General features: G+C 44.0%; 16 protein-coding genes. 6 read left to right on the top strand and 10 right to left on the bottom strand.

Annotation, left to right across the window (positions count from 1 at the left end; genetic code table 11):
* The gene (locus F0232_RS00790; protein ID WP_061032182.1) at nucleotides 1-954 is read right to left on the bottom strand and encodes a LysR family transcriptional regulator; all 954 of its coding nucleotides are present in this window, start codon (nucleotides 952-954) and stop codon (nucleotides 1-3) included.
* A gap of 130 nt (nucleotides 955-1,084) precedes the next feature.
* On the opposite strand from F0232_RS00790, the gene F0232_RS00785 reads away from it, so the two are divergent.
* Complete coding sequence (locus tag F0232_RS00785; protein ID WP_105058433.1) at nucleotides 1,085-2,683, top strand: isocitrate lyase; 1,599 nt, start codon at nucleotides 1,085-1,087, stop codon at nucleotides 2,681-2,683.
* A gap of 254 nt (nucleotides 2,684-2,937) precedes the next feature.
* Nucleotides 2,938-3,537 (top strand): hypothetical protein, encoded by a 600-nt coding sequence (locus F0232_RS00780; protein WP_061032180.1) that lies wholly within the window; start codon nucleotides 2,938-2,940, stop codon nucleotides 3,535-3,537.
* 97 nt (nucleotides 3,538-3,634) lie between these two features.
* On the opposite strand, the gene F0232_RS00775 is transcribed toward F0232_RS00780, so the two are convergent.
* On the bottom strand, nucleotides 3,635-4,027 hold the full coding sequence (locus F0232_RS00775; protein ID WP_102425312.1) for a cystatin domain-containing protein: 393 nt from the start codon (nucleotides 4,025-4,027) through the stop codon (nucleotides 3,635-3,637).
* 205 nt (nucleotides 4,028-4,232) lie between these two features.
* Nucleotides 4,233-6,662 (bottom strand): M9 family metallopeptidase, encoded by a 2,430-nt coding sequence (locus tag F0232_RS00770; protein WP_105058434.1) that lies wholly within the window; start codon nucleotides 6,660-6,662, stop codon nucleotides 4,233-4,235.
* A gap of 420 nt (nucleotides 6,663-7,082) precedes the next feature.
* Here F0232_RS00770 and F0232_RS00765 point away from each other — a divergent pair, with 420 nt between their 5' ends.
* Both F0232_RS00765 and F0232_RS00760 read left to right on the top strand, forming a co-directional pair.
* The gene (locus F0232_RS00765) at nucleotides 7,083-8,300 is read left to right on the top strand and encodes an acyl-homoserine-lactone synthase (protein WP_105058435.1); all 1,218 of its coding nucleotides are present in this window, start codon (nucleotides 7,083-7,085) and stop codon (nucleotides 8,298-8,300) included.
* On the top strand, nucleotides 8,293-10,914 hold the full coding sequence (locus F0232_RS00760; protein WP_171750663.1) for a hybrid sensor histidine kinase/response regulator: 2,622 nt from the start codon (nucleotides 8,293-8,295) through the stop codon (nucleotides 10,912-10,914). The genes F0232_RS00765 and F0232_RS00760 overlap by 8 nt, the downstream gene beginning before the upstream one ends.
* 147 nt (nucleotides 10,915-11,061) lie before the next feature.
* Here F0232_RS00760 and F0232_RS00755 read toward each other — a convergent pair whose 3' ends face one another.
* The 7 genes from F0232_RS00755 to kduD form a co-directional block, all read right to left on the bottom strand.
* The gene (locus F0232_RS00755; protein WP_105058436.1) at nucleotides 11,062-13,062 is read right to left on the bottom strand and encodes a heparinase II/III family protein; all 2,001 of its coding nucleotides are present in this window, start codon (nucleotides 13,060-13,062) and stop codon (nucleotides 11,062-11,064) included.
* Nucleotides 13,063-13,071: 9 nt separating this feature from the next.
* Nucleotides 13,072-14,496 carry a glucuronate isomerase gene (gene uxaC, locus F0232_RS00750; protein ID WP_105058437.1) on the bottom strand — a complete coding sequence of 475 codons (1,425 nt, stop codon included), beginning with the start codon at nucleotides 14,494-14,496 and terminating at the stop codon, nucleotides 13,072-13,074.
* A gap of 160 nt (nucleotides 14,497-14,656) precedes the next feature.
* Nucleotides 14,657-16,423 carry a transporter gene (locus F0232_RS00745; RefSeq protein ID WP_105058438.1) on the bottom strand — a complete coding sequence of 589 codons (1,767 nt, stop codon included), beginning with the start codon at nucleotides 16,421-16,423 and terminating at the stop codon, nucleotides 14,657-14,659.
* A 404-nt stretch (nucleotides 16,424-16,827) separates the two neighbouring features.
* Nucleotides 16,828-17,466 carry an RpiB/LacA/LacB family sugar-phosphate isomerase gene (locus tag F0232_RS00740; RefSeq protein ID WP_061032173.1) on the bottom strand — a complete coding sequence of 213 codons (639 nt, stop codon included), beginning with the start codon at nucleotides 17,464-17,466 and terminating at the stop codon, nucleotides 16,828-16,830.
* 72 nt (nucleotides 17,467-17,538) lie between these two features.
* Nucleotides 17,539-17,859, bottom strand: a complete 321-nt coding sequence (locus F0232_RS00735; RefSeq protein ID WP_050650946.1) for a cupin domain-containing protein — start codon at nucleotides 17,857-17,859, stop codon at nucleotides 17,539-17,541.
* Nucleotides 17,860-17,866: 7 nt separating this feature from the next.
* Complete coding sequence (locus F0232_RS00730) at nucleotides 17,867-18,391, bottom strand: YgjV family protein (RefSeq protein ID WP_061032172.1); 525 nt, start codon at nucleotides 18,389-18,391, stop codon at nucleotides 17,867-17,869.
* Nucleotides 18,392-18,409: 18 nt separating this feature from the next.
* Nucleotides 18,410-19,171 carry a 2-dehydro-3-deoxy-D-gluconate 5-dehydrogenase KduD gene (gene kduD, locus F0232_RS00725; RefSeq protein ID WP_061032171.1) on the bottom strand — a complete coding sequence of 254 codons (762 nt, stop codon included), beginning with the start codon at nucleotides 19,169-19,171 and terminating at the stop codon, nucleotides 18,410-18,412.
* Between the two features lie 246 nt (nucleotides 19,172-19,417).
* Here kduD and kdgR point away from each other — a divergent pair, with 246 nt between their 5' ends.
* Nucleotides 19,418-20,203, top strand: coding sequence for a DNA-binding transcriptional regulator KdgR (gene kdgR / locus F0232_RS00720; RefSeq protein ID WP_048609766.1), 786 nt, complete (start codon nucleotides 19,418-19,420; stop codon nucleotides 20,201-20,203).
* Nucleotides 20,204-20,493: 290 nt separating this feature from the next.
* Nucleotides 20,494-21,825 (top strand): MFS transporter, encoded by a 1,332-nt coding sequence (locus F0232_RS00715; RefSeq protein WP_061032170.1) that lies wholly within the window; start codon nucleotides 20,494-20,496, stop codon nucleotides 21,823-21,825.
* Nucleotides 21,826-21,891 lie beyond the last annotated feature (66 nt).

Below are 21,891 nucleotides of genomic sequence, written 5' to 3'. Positions count from 1 at the left end.
TTATTCTGTCACACCACTTTCGATTTCATTGGCGACACTTTTTATCAAGCGACGCATCCACTGGTGGTCTGGATTGGTTTGTAACAATGGGCTCCACGCCATCTTCACTTCAAAAGGTTCGATGGCAAAGGGAGCGGGTTTGATCAATAACTTAGGGTTGTTACGTTGCAGCTGTGCCGCTTTGGTTGGGATGGTAAGGATCAGGTTTTTCTGTTGCGCGAATAGAATCGCTGACAGGTAATGTCGAGTGAACACAGTAATGTTTCGGGTCTTACCAATACGCATTAGCGCTTCATCGATCCACCCTAACTTCTGCGCCTCACTTGGGTTAATCCCGACCCCCGTACCCATACCGGTTTTACTCACCCAAATGTGTTGCGCTTTTAAATAAGAAAGAATATCGAAATTGTCAGCTATCGGATTATCGCAGCTAAATAGGCAAGAAAAACCGTCGTGCCAAAGGCTCATCTGGTGAAAGGATTGAGGAATATCGTCGAAGCGGTTAATGATGATATCAACGGTCCCCTGCTCTACATCCTGATAACTCACGTCACTTGGCGTCATAATATCGAGTCGTATTTTCGGCGCTATCTCACTCAACCTTCTTAATAGCGGCTGGATAATGGTGGATTCAGCATAATCACTCGCCATGATACGGAACACGCGTTCACTGTCTTCTGCATTAAATTCCGTCGTCGGCTGCAAGGTCTTCTCTACATTCGCCAAGATGTTGCGAATCAAAGGTTGCAACTTTTGCGCTCGCTCGGTTGGCACCATTCCTTCACTGGTTCTCACCAATAATGGATCCTCAAACAGATCGCGTAATCGGCGCAGTCCATTACTCATGGCTGGCTGAGTAATACCTAACTGATTCGCTGCACGTGTAACGTTTCTTTCACGTAGCAACATGTCTAAATACACAAGTAAATTAAGGTCTATACGAGCAATATTCATATAAAAAATACCGAATATAATAACTATAAATTAACAAAATTATCACATGCGTGGTTATTCTTTGTCCATAGCAAAGTTTTAATCCAAGCCAATTTGGCAACCATACCCCACGTGAAACTAAGGAATAGTTATGTCGCAAATTACACAAGATATCGAAATGATAGAAGTTGCAAAAAGCGCTGCAGGTGCTCCATGGGATGCAATCAATGCTGAATCTGCTGCTCGTATGCGAGCTCAAAACAAATTCAAAACAGGTCTAGATATCGCGCAATACACGGCAGATATTATGCGTGCGGATATGGAGGCTTACGATAAAGACAGCTCTCAATACACTCAGTCTCTAGGTTGCTGGCACGGTTTTATCGGCCAACAAAAGCTGATTTCTATTAAGAAGCACTTTGATGGTAAAACAGATCGCCGCTACCTATACCTTTCTGGTTGGATGGTTGCAGCACTTCGTTCAGAATTCGGCCCACTTCCAGACCAATCAATGCATGAGAAAACGTCAGTTGCAGGCCTAGTTGAAGAGCTATACACCTTCCTACGTCAAGCAGATGCTCGTGAATTAGGTGGTTTATTCCGTGAACTAGATGCAGCTCGTGAAGCTGGCGATGTCGACCTACAAGACCGCATTCAAGACAAAATCGACAACCACGTAACACACGTAGTGCCAATCATCGCCGATATCGATGCAGGCTTTGGTAACGCAGAAGCGACATACCTAATGGCTAAGCAAATGATTGAAGCAGGCGCATGTTGTCTACAAATCGAAAACCAAGTTGCCGATGAGAAGCAATGTGGTCACCAAGACGGCAAAGTGACCGTACCTCACGCTGATTTCCACGCGAAACTTCGTGCACTTCGTTACGCTTTCCTTGAGCTAGGCATCGACAACGGCATCATCGTTGCTCGTACCGATTCACAAGGTGCAGGCCTAACCAAAGAAATCGCAGTAGTGAAAGAGCCAGGTGACCAAGGTGACATCTACAACTCTTACCTAGATGTTGAAGAGATCGATGTAGCTGACATGAAACAAGGCGACGTTTGCTTCAACCGTGAAGGCAAGCTGGTACGTCCTAAGCGTCTACCATCTGGCTTGTACCAATTCCGTCAAGGTACTGGTGAAGACCGCTGTGTATTTGACTGTATTGAAGCAATTAACGCTGGTGCCGACCTACTTTGGATTGAAACAGAGAAGCCTCACATCGGCCAAATCAAAGAGATGATGGATGGCGTTCGTGAAGTACACCCTAATGCGAAACTGGTATACAACAACTCTCCATCGTTCAACTGGACACTAAACTTCCGTCAACAAGCATACGACGCAATGGTTGAAGCTGGTGAAGACGTTTCTGCCTACGACCGTGCTAGCCTAATGAGTGCTGAATATGACGAAACTGAATTGTCTAAACGAGCTGATGACAAGATTCGCACATTCCAAGCAGATGCGTCTCGTGAAGCAGGTATCTTCCACCACCTAATTACTCTACCTACTTACCACACTGCAGCGCTGTCTACTGACAACCTTGCAAAAGAGTACTTCGGTGAACAAGGCATGTTGGGCTACGTTGCTAACGTTCAACGTAAAGAAATACGCCAAGGTATCGCATGTGTTAAACACCAAAACATGTCTGGTTCAGATATGGGTGATGACCACAAAGAGTACTTCGCTGGTGAAAACGCACTAAAAGCAGCGGGTGAACTGAATACATCGAACCAATTTGATTAATCGCTAGCACTTTTTTGATTAGTCACTAACACTTTTGATTAATCGCTAACGCTAAAGCCTCCCCCGCCCTTCTCTCTTACTTAGGTAAGATCCGGGGGAAGGCTTTGAGATAAAGCTTGTATGGCCGGCTTTATCTCAAAGTCTCAGATTTGTGCCCTAACCCACGGTCAGCTAAGCAACATCTGTTTAAGCTAACCGTATTCATGTTTTATTAGATTCCTGTTTGTTGAAATTTCTTTTGATTGAGAGTGCCTATGACTTCAATACCTAAACACCTACAAGATGCAAAAACACTGCTATCAGAAAATGGTTTCGCAACAGGTGATACTTGGTATCACGGAACCTCTTCAGCATTAATCGCTTCCATTAAAGGCCAAGGGCTAAAACGCTCGGGCGATAAAGCACTCAACCAAGCCGCCGTAAAAACCATGGCAACCATCGGCAATAACTACACCGAATCTGTAGAGCCTGTGTTCCTAACTCAGAGTAAAGAGCTTGCGTACTACTGGGCACAACAAACGGTGAGAGAGCGCAGCGTTCGTTTTGAAGGTGAGGAACAACCTGTTGTATTAGAGGTGAATTTATCTGAAAAACAACGCGCTAAAGTAAGACCAGACGTTGGCGCAATGAGCTTGCTGATGATGAGTGTGGGCGAGCAGTTCATGGCTCATCTCGCCAAGGTTTACCAAGATAACAAGATTGCAGGCCCTGATATCGATCTTCGTACTGCAGACCGCATGGATTACCTAAATAAACTGGGTATGGCATACATCGATGAAGATATCAGCCGAGCTTGCGTTGTTGAGTTATCCGAAAGCGAAGTATCAGAACCTGAATTATCTGAGGCGGAATAAACCGTTACGAGCTTACGACAAGACACTAGTCAAAAAAAATGGCTCCCAATCGGGAGCCATTTTTGTGTGAGACGTTATATTTGATAGCTAGCTTAGACTACTGACACAAACGGCCTTGCTGCGCGGCCTGAACCATTTCGATATCGCCTTGTAGAGAGCGGTATACAATCGTATTCCACACTTCACCATTATCCATTTCAAACTCAATCGCGTAATTCAAACCAGCCACCACTTGAGTTCGAACACTCAAGATTTGTTGAAGCTTTGCAGACGTGTTCATTTGGCTAAGCACGGCGTCTAGCGCTTGCTCTGCTTGTGGTGTGACTTCACTTTTCGACCAACCACCAGTTAGGTTTTTAGTACTACAGATCGGATTCGTATTCTCTTGTGATTGACTCATCACTTCACCATTCTGACTGCATCCAGCCAGAGCAACCACGCCAACTAAAGTCGCTACTCCAAGTAGTGATGTTAATCGTGCTTTCTTCATAAATCCTCACTAAATAAATCATTCAGTTTTAACAAGTGATCACACCGTTATCTCGGTGTTTCATATGCTTACAAGCTTAAACCGCTAATGTCATCACTTCATCAGAGATTATGGTGTAACTACTCTATTAACACAGAAAACTGTCAGAAAAACAAAGCCGAGCACTCATACTCGGCTTGTTATCTATATATTCGAGATTTGCGCCTTAATGAAAATAGACCAACATCTCGACATCATCACCTTGCTGTTCTGCACTTAACAAGAAATGTAAGTACCCTTCCTCAGTCACAGGTATTTGTAGATACTCATTGCTGCCACGATAATCCGACGCATAGTCATGCTGCCCAACGGTTGGCCAATATGCACCGCTTGCAAACAGATCAACATTACCTTTCTCTGCTGGATCATTATTTTGATCGATTAGCCATACGCGAACTTCTTGTACTCCCTCTGGAACATAAACGGCAGCGTAACGTTGTTGATGAACAGTAAACAGATGAGCTTTACCAGATTCTAATACCACAGGTGTTAGGTCATCTTGCTCTGGAGACGGTGGAACGGGTTGTTCTGTTTCTAACGATGCAAGCAATGTAACACCACTAAAACCGGTACGCCCAGTCACGCTCATGTAGTAACGGCCTGGCTTAATATATCCCGTTGTCTCTGGCTCAAACGTCACCAACTCATTACTGCCATTACCATACTGGCTGAACTCAAAGTCATAGTAATGCGCAGCGCGGTTGTAGCTCATGTAGAGATCAGCATCCCCTTGAGGTTTCCCTTGAATTGACACCTCAAAGTGTATGGTGTTCTCAGGGACGTCTACATAGAATAGCTGCTCACTGTATGCTTCACCACTCAACACTAGGTTTTGGTTGGCAATAAGAGTCTTGATTTGATCACTTGGTTCTGTCGGATCCGTGGGTTCTCCAGGCTCAGGTTTATCTTCACTTGTTACCGTATCTAGCCAACGTTCAAATTCACCGTCGTACTGTTGGCCAAGCACTTTTACCTGCTTTGCCCATTCAGCAAACTGACCAGAACGAGACAGCGCCAGTAAGCTTTCCACTTCATTTGGATGCTCTTCTAGCATAAAGCGGGTCGCCAAATACCCCCATCGGTAAATACGGTTTGAATCATGAGAGTAAGTGGTCGCAAGTACATCCGATAGGCGCATCTTTCCACTATCAATTAAGCGAATTGCGGCATCATAGCCTTGCTTGTAATGCATATACTCGGCGAACCCTTCCAACCACCACACCACATAACCATGAGCCAAGTTATCATTAAATGAACCATGTAGATTGAAGCGCGCATCTAGGTAGTGCGTGTATTCATGTTCAAAATTCAGAATGGAGAGCTCATCCCCATTGTCGTAACGGTAAGCCACGAAACGCGCTACATTCTCCAAGTCGGCCGGATTGCCTTCTAAGTACTGACCACCGTTATCCGTCGTATTACCAAACAGGAATGAAGAGTAGTCAACATAACTGCCTTTACTACCAAACACCGCGATCTCAACATTATGATTGTTGTCATCAGCCACCGGTTGCTGCCCTGTATTGGCAACTTGGTGAAAGTCTGCCTCTTTAGCTGCCAATACATCACACGCCTTTGCAGCTTGTAACTCAGTTAAATCTTGAGAGCGAAGAATTGCAGGGCCTGGGCACTCGTAGCGGTTAGGTAAGATACGTTGAGCAACGTCGCGTTTCGCCTGTTCAAGATCGAGTCCGTTCAACCCCTCTGGTGCAAAATATCCCAGCATTTCTACCGCCGCTAGCCATAGTTTATCGTGCTCACTACCCAGAGGATTTTGCACTATTACATCTTGCATCACCTGCAACGCTTTATCTTTAGTCGCTTTATCTGGGCTTGCTAGCAATCTTCCCGTCTCGCGCACCGCGTTATAAACCAAAAAGCTCGCATCTGTATCCAAAGCCCAGCGATTGTCACGAGCAAACCTCGCTAGTGTATCTATATGTTGAGTGTTGTTTGCTAGGTAATTGTAGAAGTCATCTCGAGCAGCATGCCCGGCCATCGCTCTGAATAGATTATTGAGCCCATCAACCCAATGTGAGTCTTGCGCCGTTTGACGGTTGAAGTGGCTAAGTGCCGCAAGTTGTGCATCCATAGTGAGTGGAAGTTGCTTCACGTTGTCGACCATAAGCGTCAGGCTCTTCAGCGCACCAACTTGTTCTCGCCCTTGATTTAGCGAATTAGGATTAGCAAGAAATGCATTGGTTGAATGCGCAAAGCGTTCACTTAAAGCCTCAGAGAAATCTTCTTCTCGCGCGTTATAACGAACGTAATAAGCTGCACGAACAAATTCACCTAAGTTTTCAAGTTTGCGTGCTTGCTCAGCTTCGCCTCGGTAACGGGCTATCTCTAAGTTAAGTAGATTACTGATTTGGTTCAGACTAGCTTCGCTGTAGATATTGGCTAACGAATTCTTCGATGCTGAGAACCAAGATCTATAGCAACTGTTGTCTGCTAGTGAAACGGCATGAGCGAGATCAGATGACAACTGAAGCTCAGGCACCTCACACTGATTTTCAGCGAAAGAGAAAGTAGATGCACTAGAAAGTAAGCAAGCTAGCGCCAAACGGTGACGTGGGAATAAAAGAGTTTGAGACATAATTATATTTATCAATTGTATGCTTGGCTCGTCGTTATATTCCCTACAATTATAAAGGTGAATTTAGTTGCGTATTAATTATGAGATTGCTTCAAAAAATAGATATTTGGTATCAGTTTATAAAACCAAAGGTTTATGCTCGCTAGCTAAATGTTAGGCTAGATCTATGAATAGCACCTAAGTTATTGAGAAAAAACTAATTTAGCACTTCATAAACTAGAAAAAGTTCGGTTGTTAAGAAAATACGCAAGTAGTAGACTTGCGCTCGATTATGCAACTTGTTTTCATTTCATAGACACAAGCAACGTTATTTATACACAACTGAAATAATGTTAGCTCAAGGCTTACATAATATAAGTGTCAGGAAATAAGTGCAGATCGAATAAAAATAATTATATAAACCTAGGCTAGATTCACACCATGAAATTACTGACGTCTTTAGACTCGCTGTTGGCTAGCGATGAGTCTATTGAAAAGAAACAACGAGTATTGATCGATCTCGTTATCAATACTTATCAGCCACAACAACGCACTACTCTTTTCCAAACCGTTACTGATTATCGCCGTAACCTCCTAGGTTCTTTGTACCCAGAGCACCAACACAAAAGTCTTTCAGTATTATTTGAGTTGATGGATTATCGGGACCTGGTTCAACGGTATCCGAGTACTTTAGCTCCTGATATGGTTCTGTTAGAAAGAGCGGCCAGCCAATTCTATATGTCTTGGTTGGACTTTTGGTGTGAATGTGAAATTGCCGCAATAAAGACAAAATCGCCGCTCAACGATAGAGCTATCTCACGTATCGAGCTACCGATTAAAGATTGCGCGTACTACGGCGCGATCATTGAACACATCGAATCCGACTCTCTCATGGTACAGACACCGTGCCACCCACAAGCGATGCCAATCAGTGATGCTATTGCTTTGAGTAACCTAGAAACCTTCATAAAAGGTGAGAAATGGTTTGAGATGCTGCCTCTGCTGCACCTTTCACAATCTGGGAAGCACTTTATCTTACTTAAGCACCCTGTTGATGAAGCCTTTCCAACGCTGGTCTCTTCAGCGCTGATTCAAGACTGGGCAAAAAATGATACTTGGTTAAGCTATGCCCCCCCCTTCAGCAACGAAAACTGGCAATACTGCTTGCCCGAGCACGGCTACCAGCAACTCTCAGAGTTACAGATTTTTACACCTTCAATACTTTCAAAGTGTTGCTCTCTGCCAGAGTTCGACAGTACCTTCCACTTACAGCTGTCGGATACTAAAGCCATATGTGAAGTATTACGCCTAACCGTCAGCGGCAATACTCAGCAAAAACTCTACTTCCTCTACCTTGCTCAAAAAGAACTCATGAGTGTACTGCATCAAGTAGGTTACAAGGCTGGCTTCACTATCATCGAGCAACCTTTCATGCTCCAGTTTTATCAAGCTATCGATCCTAAAGCCTATTTCCACTCTGGGTTCTGTGAGCTAAATAACGACGGTACCACTATTTATCGTGGCTTTTGGAATTTTGAAAAGATGGTTAACGTATTCAATGACACTGATTTTCGTGGCTACAAACACGCCGTGCGTAGCAGTAGAAAACTAAGAGTTAGAACAACGTCAAGCTCGGAAAAAAAAGATGAACATGTTTGATTTCGGCTTGGAGGCGATTGTCTACGCTAAGGCGATAACGCTTCTCGCAACCGTTGCCATCGTAGTCATGTGGTTAATCTACTATTGCTATTGTCTTAAGCAAAAAGGTAAAACCATTGCAGGGACTCACCACGTCCCGTACATCGCTTATTCGGTTTGTATTGTTGCTTGGATAAGCAGCAATGCCTACTTCCATACCGATTTATTGCTGGAACTTGGTTCGTCCGTAGCCGTGTTCGCTGCTAAATTTGCCAACCTCGCCTCTTGCTTTGCCTTTGCTTTTGCATATTTTTTCTCGTGCCAGCTTGCAGCTGAACAACGTAATGGCAAGGTACACCTATGGCAACAAGCCATCTTCGTCAGTTTTAGCGTCTATTCCTTGTTTATCAACCTTAGCCCGAACTTAACTGTTGAAGACGTCACCATTTTTGGTCCAAGTCTGTTTGTCATCGAGTTCGGCCCGCATACGCCTTACTTCTTCACTGGAATGATCAGCTTAGTGGTGTTAACCCTTTGCAATCTGGTAGCGATGCGCGCCAACAGCAGCAAACTGGTACTCGCCAAAACCAGCTATATGATCGCTGGTATCTTGGTATTCATGCTGTCTACTGCAACCATTCACCTCGGCATGACGTACTTCTTAAGAGATTTCTCACTGACTTGGTTACCACCAGCACTATCAATCAGTGAAATGCTGTTTGTAGGCTACGCGCTTTTAACCTCTCGCTTCTACAGTGTGAAATATCTTGCTTACATGAGCCTTAATGCGTTGTTGGTCTGTGCAATACTGGTAATACCCTTCGGCGCGATCTTCATCCCTCTGACTGACGATAATCAGTGGCTAATCGCAATCCCGATCTGCGCGCTGATTGGCATCACATGGCACGTCCTCTACAAGCGTGTCAGCCGCTATGCCTCTTTCTTTGTTTACGGAAACAAGAAAACACCAGTACAGCAAATACTGGCCTTAGAAGAAGACTTTAAGCTGTCGATTGATGATGCAATGCGCCGTTTAGGTCAGCTGTTGCAAATCCCTGAAGACAAACTTCGCCTTGTTAATAGCAACTACAACGAAACCTTCTACGAAGACTATCTTTCAACCAACAAGTCAGTTCTAGTGTTCGACGAGTTATCGCAAGAACTTGATTACACAGCGCCTTCCAAACTTTCGCTCAAAGCTCTCTATGACAAAATGAGCTCAAACAACACCGCTTTGGTTATGCCGCTGTTTGGACAGGGAGAATCGGTCACACATCTGCTGGTGTCGTCCCACAAGAGCAACGATCAAATGTTCTCTAATGAAGAGATCTCAGCGCTGCAAACCCTGCTTACCCGCGTTCAAAGTACTATCGAAGCTGATAGGCGCATTCGTCAAAGTAGAGCGCTCGCCAACTCCATAGCCCATGAAATGCGTAACCCACTTGCTCAAGTACAATTGCATTTCGAGGTCTTGAAACAGCACATCGAAAACCAAGCCTCAGCAAAGCAGATCCAACTTGATATTGAGAACGGACAAGCCGCAATTCAACGTGGGCGACAGCTCATAGATATCATCCTAAGAGAGGTAAGCGACAGTTCTTCTGAGCAAGGTCCTATCCTGATGACTTCTATCCACAAAGCCGTAGATCAAGCCGTCAGCCACTACGGGTTTGAGAATGAAAAGATCATCGAAAGGATTCGTTTACCACAACATGCTGACTTTGTTGCGAAACTAAACGAAACCTTATTCAATTTCGTGATTTTCAATCTGATCCGTAACGCGATTTACTATTTTGATTCGTACCCAGATAGCCAACTCGAAATCAGCACCCAGGTCGGTTCTTACGAAAATATCCTCACTTTCAGAGATACAGGACCAGGTATTGATGAGACGATCACACACAAGATCTTCGACGACTTCTTCTCTTACCAGAAAAGCGGTGGTAGCGGCTTAGGGTTAGGCTACTGTCAACGTGTTATGCGCTCGTTTGGCGGCAGAGTCGAGTGTAAGTCGAAGCTTGGTGAATTTACTGAATTCCACCTGTATTTCCCGGTTGTGCCCAATGCACCAAAAGCTGATGCGTTACGTACGCCTTATTTCAACGACTGGAAGCAAGGCCAAGTAAATATCGAAGAGACTAGCGAAGAGAACAGCGAAGCCAGCCCGCAAGTTCAGAGCACTCAAACGGAACAACACAGCGCGGACTCACTGGCAACACCAGTGACAACCAACGGGATAGCGCCAACCGTGCTCATCGTTGATGATAAAGAGGTACAACGCACCCTTGTTCAGATGTACTTGAGCAGGCTCGGTGTAAATAGCTTACAAGCTAAGAATGGTGAGAATGCAGTTGAACTGTTTAGAACCCATCAAGTCGATTTGATTCTCATGGATGTACAAATGCCAGTCATGAACGGCTTTGACGCAAGCCAGATCATCAAGGCACGCTCACCTAATACGCCAATCATCGCGCTTTCTGGTGAGTCAGGGCAACGTGAGTTAGACATGATCAATCAGTTAATGGATGGTCGATTAGAGAAACCAACATCACTAGATGCACTGCAAGTTGTACTTGATAAATGGCTGTACAAAGGTACGGCAACAGAGGCTTCCAAAGAGGCTGAAAGTGAATAATGAAACGCTATCGTGCTACTAATAATGATCTTTTAACTTATCCATAAACGCAAAATGTCCCCTCAAGAAAGGTTCTTGAGGGGATTTTTATTATGGGGTGAACTCGTGAAATTCAGCGAGTTATATTTCATTAATATTGTTGTTCGATCAGCCGAACAAAGTAACCCCCGTTTCTTGGTTAATTGAAATAGACTGTGCCACTCCATTTCTGACCAAGCTTAAATTAATAACGTTCGATCGCCATTCGATATCAGAAACTCGAACCTCATCGTTTTGCGTCAAGTTATATACCGTGGCAACTTTAAGAACCGCTTCTTGGCTACGCAAAATAGTGTAAGCTAAATCACTAGTTGCAGGGTTGTCCGGCGCATACCCCAACAACAGAGTTGCTGAACTATCCGTTATCAGCTGCTGATTAAATTCGGTTTGTCCATCAATCGAATAACGTAAATTAGTGGACGCTTTAAGAGCCATCTCATGGCAGCCCGTCATTCTTGCTAAAGGCCCATCTAGTGGATTGTCGCAACCTTGTGCCTCTGCCAAAGCGCAGTGTTGTCCTCTGACATGCCAGACCAAATCTAGTTGTTGTTGGTGAGGATTTTCCGCGGTATTGAATTCAATCGCCACATCCCCTAACCACAGAATTTGACGGCGAAACATCACATCTTTGTACGCGACCAAATCCCACTGAACAATAGTATGGCTATCGACCGTCGGTAACTCACCACACCAATCTGTTTGTGTGTCTAACCATGTGTAGGACTGTTCTTTTACAAACGTATTCACTTGAGGGTTGGCTGGCGGTTGATTCTCCTGATTCACCGCCAAGGTGTTGTGCGTCACCGTATTTTTATAGTACCCATAATGCAGTTCAGCACCGTACCCTGTTGTTCCCAAGTCAGGCAAAATTTCTTTACCATTTCGAGTAATGATCACCCCTAGTCGATCATAGTGATCGTGCTCACCACCATACGGAGAGTGCTTAATTAATAGCATGTTATCGTGCTCTCGATCGTGCATGATCGTAACGCCTGATTGTTCTGCATGAATAGACTGGCACATAAGCGGCTCTGCCACAGGTAATGCATCAACACCGTACAACAGCGCGTCGATATTGTTGCGTGGCGAATCTTGATAGATGCTCTGTAACGCCGATGCAAATAAAGGGTCTCTGAACTCACGATACCCGAATTCGAAGAGGTGGCTATGAGTTAACTTCTCTTGACCCGCAATACAATCGTTCAGACGTGGAAAGTCACCCGTATTGATGAGTAGTTTGAGCGGGAACGCCAACATGGTATGGAAGTTTGGCACCGATTGTAGTGAGTACTCTGTTTTACATGCCATTTTTTCGAAATTCAGAAGTGCTTGTAAAGCGTAGTAATGATAATGGATAGAACCTTCAAACCATAAGCCCTCCCCCTTTACACCATGCTCTAACTGATACTTCAAGCCATAAGGGGTGCTCACCGCAAAGTCGATGAATTTTCGGTCACTAAGTATCAAGCCTATTACGCCAATCGTCGCGGAAATCTTCATTTCATGGTTATGCAATTGATCAGCTCGATGTTGCATCAGGAACTCAGCACCCTCGCGTAACAAGCGCTGTTCAATAAACAATTGCTCTTCGGTATTCAACTGCTCTTTAACGAAATCATAGCCTCGAGCAAAATCAATATTGCAATTCGCTTCACAGAGAGTCTGCGCATTTGCTTTGCCTGGACCGTTATATGGAATTCCGCCGTGTTCTTCGTAATTCGGGTAGTATTCAGCGTAACCCAATAAGATCTCACGAACTTTTTCGAAGTATTTGCGATCTTGAGTAATGTGCCAAAGCAAACCCAGGTCATTACACGCTTTCGAATTGAGCCCATTAAGCCAACGCCACCATGCTCCGTCATAAGGCTCCCCAGTAAGCACCTCGCCATCAACAGGGCATACATGTTCAGTAGGTCGATCTCTATCCCAACTTAAGCGAACCCCATGCGTGGGGCAAAAATAATATAAATTCCATGTTGCGCGGGCATCAGGTGGAACGAGAGTGTCTGAAGTAAGCACAACCTGATTATCTTGAATAATTTGTTCGATGATCTCTTGGCTGGCATTTTGGCGAATGACCGCCATTTCCGGAGAGGTAAACTGCAGCATAATGGATACCTATACTAAATCTTTAGATGAATGAAAATTGAAGTATTGTTTGGCGTTTTGATAACAGATGTTCTCGACACTCTGTTTAAGCAAAGGCTCATCATTCGGTAATTCCCCGTCATCGACCCACTTACCGAGTAAGTTACATAGAATGCGACGAAAATAGTCATGACGAGAGAGTGACAATACGCTGCGAGAGTCGGTTAACATTCCGACAAACCGTCCTAGAGCCCCTAAATTTGCTAGATCTTGAAGTTGTTTTTCCATACCCGCCTTATGATCGTTAAACCACCACGCAGAACCAAGCTGCACTTTACCTGGCTGCGCATCACTATCTTGAAAGGCACCTATGATTGACCCAAGCACCGGGCTATCTTTCGGGTTAAGGCTATATACGATGGTCTGAGGGAGTTGACGGTCTTGATCTAACAAACTCAATAAATGACTAAGGTTTTCTGCAATTGGGTTGTCACTGATAACACTGAACCCCGTACCGCCACCTATATCATCAAAGCGGCGCTTATTCACATTAGTTAACACTCCAATATGAATTTGCATCGACCAACCATGCTTATGATAAGCCTTGCCAAGCACTTCAAAAACGGCCGTCTTAAACTGCCAAATTTCTTCACTATTCAGCGTATCACCACGTTTGACCTTTGCTATAGCTTGATCAAGTACGTCAGGGTGATAGTGTGAAAAATCCACAACTTTTAACCCTAGGTCAGATAATCGGCAGTTATGCTGCGCAAAATAGTCCACACGAGACGTGATTGCTTGAGCGTAGCTTGCAAAATCGACGATATTAATGTCAGTGATAAACGCCAGTGAATCGAGTGTCTTTTGAAAACTACTTTGATTCTCTATTTCAATCAGGCTGTCAGCGCGAAATGTCGGCAAGACTTGTACAGCAAATTCTGAACGATTCAGTTTATCGTGATAGCTCAAATCGCTAAGTGGATCATCGGTAGTGCACAAGGTATCGACTCGACTCTCTTTAAGCAGACTTTGGAATCGGTGAGACTCTTGGCTGAGTTTTTGATTACAGTGTTGCCAGATAACCGCGCAATTCTCTGAGTTGAGTAGTAAATCGAGGCCGAAGTATTTCTTAAGCTCCAAATGACACCAGTGATACAGCGGGTTGCCGATAAGATACGGCATGGTCTCACACCACTTTTGAAACTTTTCATAATCACTCGCATCACCTGTGATGTAATACTCATCGACTCCGTTACTTCGTAATGCACGCCACAAGTAGTGATCGCAACTCAACCAAGCCTGAGCAATATTGTCGTATTGATGGTTGTCATGAATCTCTTTGGCATCTAAGTGGTTGTGATAATCAATAATGGGAAGCCCTGCCGCGTAATCGTGATATAAATGCTTGGCAGTGTCCCCCTGCAATAGAAAATCTTTATGTATGTATGAAGGCATAATTCAAACTCTTGTAGAAAACTGTATTGATAAACTTTAGGGAAAAATTCAATCATGAAATTGTTTCCTAAAGCCCCTCTACGAGGTGGTTCATATAAGCCAGAGAGACAGCCCCTCTGGCCTATGCTCGTGTTACTTTTACCTAACTAGTTGTTGAAAATTAGTTAGATGTAGACACTTCTAACCGAGGCGTTTTCTTCGCACTCTTCAATAACAGAGAACCCACAGTAACAATCACTGCGCCGCAGAAGACAAAGGCCATACGACCCCAGAACGGGTTCGGGATTAGTACCATCGCCGTTACAAGCGCACCGAAAACCAAAATGAGCTTGCCCAACATGTCACGTTGTTGGCGATCCATTTCATCTTGTCCTTCCTCTTCGATAACAGGGGTTGCAACATCACTCCAAAACTCTTTAAGTTCGGTGTTTCGTTTACCGACTGGCTCTTTGTAGAACTTGGTTGTTAGACAGAAGAAACCACCAGTAATCACAAGGTGACCAATAACTCCAAGCAGAACTTTTAGGTCACTTGCTTCGCGTCCTGTGAAAGGAACCTCTAGATTGAATAAATTGGCAACGACGTCTGCTGTAAGCACAAAACTCACGACATAAGATACAATCATACCCACCACTAATGTCGCCCAAGCTGCCCAGTCAGGTGTTCTCTTAATAAACATACCGAAGAACAATGGCACTAGAATTGGCATTTGTAATAGCGTACTTACGTACATCATTGCGTCGAAAAGGCTCAGACCACGCAGAGAGTTAATGAACAGAGCCACCATGATGATCAATATGCCAAAGACCATGGTCATAAACTGACTCACTCGCATCAACTTCTTGTCATCCGCGTTTTTGTTCATGATTGGCGCATAAAAGTTACGCACAAACACACCAGAATTTCGGTTTAAGCCTGAGTCCATGGAAGACATCGTTGCCGCAAACACAGCAGACATAAGCAGTCCCACCATACCAACAGGCATAACGTTTTCGACAAACACTAGGTAGACCGCATCAGCTGCTTTACTACCAAGTTCAGCCGCGTGCACAGTTGCCGCTTCAGGATAGATAATTGCCGTTACCCAAGGTGGTAAGAACCAAATTGCCGGTCCTATCAACATCAATGCAAACGCTAGGAGTGCTGCTTTACGTGCGTTAACTGAATCTTTCGCTGTTAAGAAACGATATGAATCTTGCATGTTGTTGATGTTTTGCAGCTGCTTAACGAACATGAAGATAAACCAAGATATGAACAGCAATGGATAGTTCATATCAGAACCCATGACACTATCGGCAGGGAACTGTTCAATAAGATTCGTTGGGCCACCAATTTTTGCCAATGCAGCCACAGCACAAACCACCGTCACCGCCATGATCACAACCATTTGCACAAAGTCTGAAGCAACCACCCCCCATGCTCCGCCCAGTACAGAAATAAAGAGAACAATCAAACCAGTGACAATAATCGTGGTTTCGATATCAACTTTAAACACAGCACTAACGAAGAGTGCGAGACCATTTAGCCAAATACCGGTGTAAACCACACTTGTCGGCATTGTCGCCCACGTAAACACTTGTTCATTCGTTGCACCGAAGCGACGACGCACACCTTCAATAGGTGTAACAACACGCATTTGTCGAAAGCGGTATGAAAAGAACAACCACGAAAGTAGAAAGCCAAATGCGTTCGCCATGAAAATAACCATGATTGGGAACCCATCGGTAAAAGCTTTACCCGCAGCGCCAGTAAATGTCCAAGCACTAAACTGCGTCATGAATGCGGTAGAGCCAACCATCCACCACAACATCTTGCCTCCTCCACGAAAGTAATCACTGGTAGAGCTGCCTGCAAAGCGTTTGAAGATGACGCCAATCGCTATCATAAAGATAAAGTAGACACCAACAACGAGCATGTCGATATTCATTAAGAACCCCTTTTCATTATTGCTCCGCTAAAATGATTTAATTTTTAAAATACCGTTTCATTATTGCATTAACGACATTTTATTTAAGGGTAACCTGTGATTTTTGTGATCCAAATAATGCAAAAGTCATACAAATGAGATCGAGGTTGGATTATTGAGATCGGCGCTTTTTAGGTTGAAAAGATCATTGATGGATATTTAGATACATCGTGGCGAGAAGGAGCAAAAATAGATCAAGTAACCTAGGGATATAGCGACCAAATTACGAGCCTAGGAGGTATACCAAGCCATGACTCAGGCGCCTATCGCTTGGTATTTACTGAATATCAGCCACTAATTATCCAAACACCGGATATAAAAAAGCCAGCCTCATTGGGCTGGCTCTCTGAAATCAAACGTTTGAATTAGTCCAAAAGCGAACGAACATAATCAGTAATTTCTTGGTTTTGGCAGTTATCAAAGAAACACTGTTGGAAACGAGGGCTACCCACAGCAGTCTTCACTAGACCTTGATCGATAGCGCGCAGTGAATCAATAAAGTTATCCTTCACTACCGCTGCTTTTACCTCATTAAGAAGCGCGGCATTGCGTTGTTGTGGCTCTGCTCGCTCTAACGGGTAACCTTGACCACGCTCACCTGTAAAAGCTTTTTCAAAGATGTAACGAACGTTCAGTTCACCAGCCCAACCAAAACCTTTCGCAAAAGCGAGCGCGATAGCGTTGCCGTTGTTGATTTGGTTAAACAAGAACGCATCAGAAGGCTCTAAACAGTAACCACAAACCACGCCTGGATGTAAGTTCAGCGACATCAAAGCACCTTGGCCAGTGCCACATCCTGTCACAACAAAATCAACAGCCTTTGAGTTAATCAGAATGCTCGCCATAATACCTAGATGAATATACGTTAAGTGGTGATCGTTCTCGTCTGTCATTCCTAGGTTGAAAACATCGTGACCAAAACCACCAGCAACTGAATCTAGTTCAGCTGATACCATTGCATTTTTGCCTGCTTGACTGTTTTCCATCATTAGTGCGATTTTCATTTACTTTCTCCCGCAGCATTGCTGCAAATTTAAAAATTAGTGCTCAAATGTTCGTTCTAAAAAATTTAGAGCTTAAACAAAGTCTTTACGCATTGGCGTAAAGTTATCAATTAATACGCCGGCTTCTAGGCAAACACAGCCATGTTCGATACCCGGCTCTTTGTACATAGTGTCGCCTGCGCGCACCACTTGCGTTACATCGCCAATAGTGAACTCAAAGGCTCCCGACAAAACGTATGTGAGCTGCTCATGAGGATGGGTATGCAACGCACCAACAGCGCCGGTTTCGAAATGAACTTCTACAGCCATCACGTTCTCGCTATGAGCAAGCACCTTGCGAGAAACTCCCGCGCCAAGATCTTCCATTTTCACGTCTTCGTTATACACAAACATGTCGTTTTTATTCCTGTTGTTGCGGCGTAATTTTGCACTTGGCGTTATCTTGGTATAGACGAAAAATAGTAACGAGGTTAATACCTATCACTGATATTTCCATCAGCGAGCCACCAATTGAACCAATAATCAGATTATTAGTTAGCCAGCATGCAGCTCCCAATAAAAAGCCGACTCTTAGTGCAATGCCGTTCAATCTAAATATTGAGTACGTTCCGATAATCGTTCCCGCTAAAGGCAGAAGTTGATACCAATGCTGGGCAAAACCGATTCCACTGCCAACCGCAAGGGCAATAAATAACCCTGCAGCCCACAGCGATTTGGTATACATCGAGGTGCCAGTTCTTAATGCTGAAATCAAAGCACCGATTGCCGATGTAATGGAACCCAATAATACAAAGTGAATAAGATGGTTAACGTTCAACATCAACATAACCACTTTGAGCTTTTTGTCGTCCTTCTGGTAAAAGGTCGAAAGGCCCAGAAGGAAACTTACTAGCCCTATAGCTTGTGCAACGTTCTCATTAACCATCTTATATTACAAAAATCGTTATCGTGCTAACCATCCACCATCAACAGCAATGGTATAGCCATTAATGTAATCCGATGCAGGTGATGCTAAGAACACACATGGGCCAGCGACATCTTTTGGTGTACCCCAGCGATTAGCAGGAATGCGCTCAAGAATAGCTTGGTTACGATCAGCATCTTCACGCAATGCTTGAGTATTGTTGGTTGCCATATATCCAGGTGCAATAGCATTAACATTAATGTTATCACTCGCCCATTCGTTCGCCATTGCACGGGTGATGCCCATTACAGCACTCTTAGACGCAGTATACGAAGGAACACGAATACCACCTTGGAAAGAGAGCATTGATGCGATATTAATGATCTTTCCGCCAGTACCCTGCGCTTTAAACTGCTTCGCAACCGACTGAGACATAAAGAAAACGGTCTTAGTATTGATGTTCATTACGTCATCCCAGTTTTGCTCAGAAAACTCAATCGCATCTTCTCGGCGAATAATGCCAGCATTATTAACAAGGATGTTGATGTGGCCAAACTCAGTCAGCGCTTTATCTATAATTCCAGGAATATCTTCCTGCTTTAGAAGGTCAGCACGTACGTCTAAAAACGTATGACCCGCTGCATTCATTTTTTCGATGGTATCTGTTGGCTCAACACGATTTACGCCAACCACTTTACATCCAGCTTCAGCTAAACCAATTGCCATACCTTGACCAAGACCGGTATCACAACCCGTCACTATCGCTACTTTACCTTCCAGATTGAATAACTCTAACATCATGTTCGCTTCCTCAATTACGTTTAGTGTTGTGGCATTTCTGTAATGTCGCCCACTCGATTTAGTCATACAATAAAACATAAAATCGTTACTGACAATTATTTTTGAAACGACATTTCAAAAATAATTTCTAATTAAGTTAAAACTTTGAAGTTGATCGTTCTCGTTTTTTATTTTTTTGAAAAGGCTTTTTAGAAATTACGAAAAGTGGTATTTTGTCTTGATATTAGATAGCCCAAAGGAAGAAAAATGGAGAAGTCCACCCAACCAGAAGCCGTTTCATCGGTATTAAAAGTTTTTAATATTCTTGAATCTCTGGGGGAACAGAAGGAAATAGGCGTATCAGACCTTTCGCAACGTCTAATGATGTCTAAAGCCACTACCTACCGCTTTCTACAAACAATGAAAATGCTTGGCTATGTGTCTCAACAAGGCGAAGCTGACCGATACTCACTCACATTAAAGATGTTCGAACTTGGTTCAAAATCACTCGAGTGGGTTGATATGATCACAATTGCAGAGAAAGAGATGCGTGTGATTTCAGAAGAGACTAATGAAACCATTCACTTAGGTGCGTTGGACCATGGCTCTATCATCTACATACACAAGATCGATTCTAGCTTCGCGCTGCGCATGCACTCGCGCGTTGGTCGAAGAAATCCTCTGCATACGACTGCGATTGGTAAGGTTTTATTGGCAGAACGTGACGAAGAATTCGTTCGCACTCAGTTGGCAGACGCCGAGTTTGTGAAAAGCACAAAAAATACCCTTGAAAACGTCGACCAACTTATCGACGAACTTAAAGCGGTTAAGCTACAGCACTTTGGCGAAGATAATGAAGAACAAGAGCCAGGCTTACGTTGTATCGCAGCTCCAGTTTACGACCGTTTTGGTACCGTAATTGCTGGCGTCTCAATTTCATTTCCTACCATTCGATTTGATGAAGAGAAAAAAGCTCACTATGTGGCGTTACTGCACAACGCAGGTAGAAATATATCCAAGCAACTAGGGTTTAATGATTACCCAATCAAATAATGAAAAGGCAGCAATTATTGCTGCCTTTTTTATTGCAACTTGTCCCATCGATTACCTACCCAAGAATCATCGACAAGTCATGCCGTGCGTAAATTGAACAACATAAAGCTCAGATAGATCACTCCCCCTTCCTCAAATCATGTGAAGACCATCAAGCCTATAACCCACCATAAACCGTGATCTCGAAGATCACCTAAACCAGATATTTTAGGGATTTGGCAACAATTCCATGATTTATAAGGCAAAAAGGTTTATACATAATAATGTGTTATCTAATCGACTAATTCATCATGACGCTCAAAGAAATCCTAAAAATTCCCAATGTCCGCTACTTCTTGATGTTCAGAAGCAGCTACTTTGCGCGTTTTTACTACCCTATATTCACCTTACTTTATTTAGATTACGGCTTGACCCTGTCTCAATTCGCCATGCTCAACGTAGTTTGGGCGGCCACCATCGTGCTTGCAGAAGTGCCATCGGGGGCGTTCGCCGATACCTTAGGTCGCAAAAAACTTGTAGTGCTGTCTTCGATTGTGATGTTCATTGAGATCGCCATGATCGCACTTGTGCCAACCGGAGACGCTAACTTGGTGTTCATGGTCTTTTTGGTCAACCGGATACTCAGCGGGTTAGCCATGGCATTGGCAAGCGGTGCTGATGAAGCACTGGCGTATGACACTTTAAAGGAACAAGGCAATGAAGAGTTGTGGCCTCGTGTGTTGCAAATCCAGCTTCGTGTCGCCTCAAGTGTAGGTATATTTGTCACCTTAATTGGTGCGGCGATGTACGATGTGAATTTCATGGCGAACATCTTTCATGCTCTTGGATTAGCAGAGCCAGAAAGCACCAAAGACCTGATGCGTATTCCTGTATTTGCCACGCTATTGGTCGCGCTACTCGCGATTTATGCTGCGGTAAACATGCGTGAAGAGAAGAAAGTGATACCAAATGGTCAAACGAAGTTAGCAACGACCATCGCCAGCCTCAAGTTAACCGCTGATACAGGTAAGTGGGTACTCGCTACGCCCTACGTGCTTTTCATACTGCTCTACTACAGCCTGTTCGAACACACATCGCGCATGTTCCTCACTATGAACAGCCAATACTATCTTGCCATCGATATTCCAATTATTTACTTCGGTTTTATTGGCGCGGGAATCAGCCTATTAAAAATCATTTTAGCGGGCCAAAGCCGTAGACTGGCAGAAAGTATCGAGCCGAAAACCTTTATTATCGTCATGGGCTTAGCAAGTATCGCTACCTACTATTGGATCAGTTTGGGTTGGTCAATCTATGGGGTAATTCCTGCACTGGTGCTTATCTTTATCATCATGACGATGAACATTTTTATCAGTTACCACCTGAACAAAAAGACCGAGTCGCATAACCGTGCCACCGTTCTTAGCTTTAAAGGTTTGATGTTTAACCTCGGTTATGGGCTGATCGGTATTTTGTATGCTTACTACTACAAATTGGTTTCTAATAATTACTCCGAGCAAGAGATAGAGCAAAACCTCGCGTTCTTGGCGTCGCTATCTTCGTTCTGCTATTACTTCGCCTTTCTGTTCGTAATAATCAGCGGGTGGTTCTACTTTAAAAACAAGAAGACACCGATCTTTTAAATTTCAGTGCCATGCCAAATCGGAGCAAAGGTGAAGCTCTGCTCATAAAAAGACCGCTTTCACTTC

It is taken from the genome of Vibrio sp. T3Y01 (assembly GCF_013114525.1).
Lineage (GTDB): Bacteria > Pseudomonadota > Gammaproteobacteria > Enterobacterales > Vibrionaceae > Vibrio > Vibrio chagasii_B.
Note: the sequence above shows the minus strand (reverse complement) of the source record. Positions and strands in the feature narration are given on the sequence as shown.

Excerpts from the sequence above, each read along its gene's own strand:
- F0232_RS00780 (WP_061032180.1), top strand. The coding sequence starts at position 2,938 with ATGACTTCAATACCTAAACACCTACAAGATGCAAAAACACTGCTATCA.
- F0232_RS00770 (WP_105058434.1), bottom strand. The coding sequence starts at position 6,662 with ATGTCTCAAACTCTTTTATTCCCACGTCACCGTTTGGCGCTAGCTTGC.
- F0232_RS00790 (WP_061032182.1), bottom strand. The coding sequence starts at position 954 with ATGAATATTGCTCGTATAGACCTTAATTTACTTGTGTATTTAGACATG.
- F0232_RS00730 (WP_061032172.1), bottom strand. The coding sequence starts at position 18,391 with ATGGTTAATGAGAACGTTGCACAAGCTATAGGGCTAGTAAGTTTCCTT.
- F0232_RS00740 (WP_061032173.1), bottom strand. The coding sequence starts at position 17,466 with ATGAAAATCGCACTAATGATGGAAAACAGTCAAGCAGGCAAAAATGCA.
- uxaC (WP_105058437.1), bottom strand. The coding sequence starts at position 14,496 with ATGCCTTCATACATACATAAAGATTTTCTATTGCAGGGGGACACTGCC.
- F0232_RS00755 (WP_105058436.1), bottom strand. The coding sequence starts at position 13,062 with ATGCTGCAGTTTACCTCTCCGGAAATGGCGGTCATTCGCCAAAATGCC.
- F0232_RS00745 (WP_105058438.1), bottom strand. The coding sequence starts at position 16,423 with ATGAATATCGACATGCTCGTTGTTGGTGTCTACTTTATCTTTATGATA.
- F0232_RS00760 (WP_171750663.1), top strand. The coding sequence starts at position 8,293 with ATGTTTGATTTCGGCTTGGAGGCGATTGTCTACGCTAAGGCGATAACG.
- F0232_RS00735 (WP_050650946.1), bottom strand. The coding sequence starts at position 17,859 with ATGTTTGTGTATAACGAAGACGTGAAAATGGAAGATCTTGGCGCGGGA.
- F0232_RS00785 (WP_105058433.1), top strand. The coding sequence starts at position 1,085 with ATGTCGCAAATTACACAAGATATCGAAATGATAGAAGTTGCAAAAAGC.
- kdgR (WP_048609766.1), top strand. The coding sequence starts at position 19,418 with ATGGAGAAGTCCACCCAACCAGAAGCCGTTTCATCGGTATTAAAAGTT.
- F0232_RS00715 (WP_061032170.1), top strand. The coding sequence starts at position 20,494 with ATGACGCTCAAAGAAATCCTAAAAATTCCCAATGTCCGCTACTTCTTG.
- F0232_RS00765 (WP_105058435.1), top strand. The coding sequence starts at position 7,083 with ATGAAATTACTGACGTCTTTAGACTCGCTGTTGGCTAGCGATGAGTCT.
- F0232_RS00775 (WP_102425312.1), bottom strand. The coding sequence starts at position 4,027 with ATGAAGAAAGCACGATTAACATCACTACTTGGAGTAGCGACTTTAGTT.
- kduD (WP_061032171.1), bottom strand. The coding sequence starts at position 19,171 with ATGATGTTAGAGTTATTCAATCTGGAAGGTAAAGTAGCGATAGTGACG.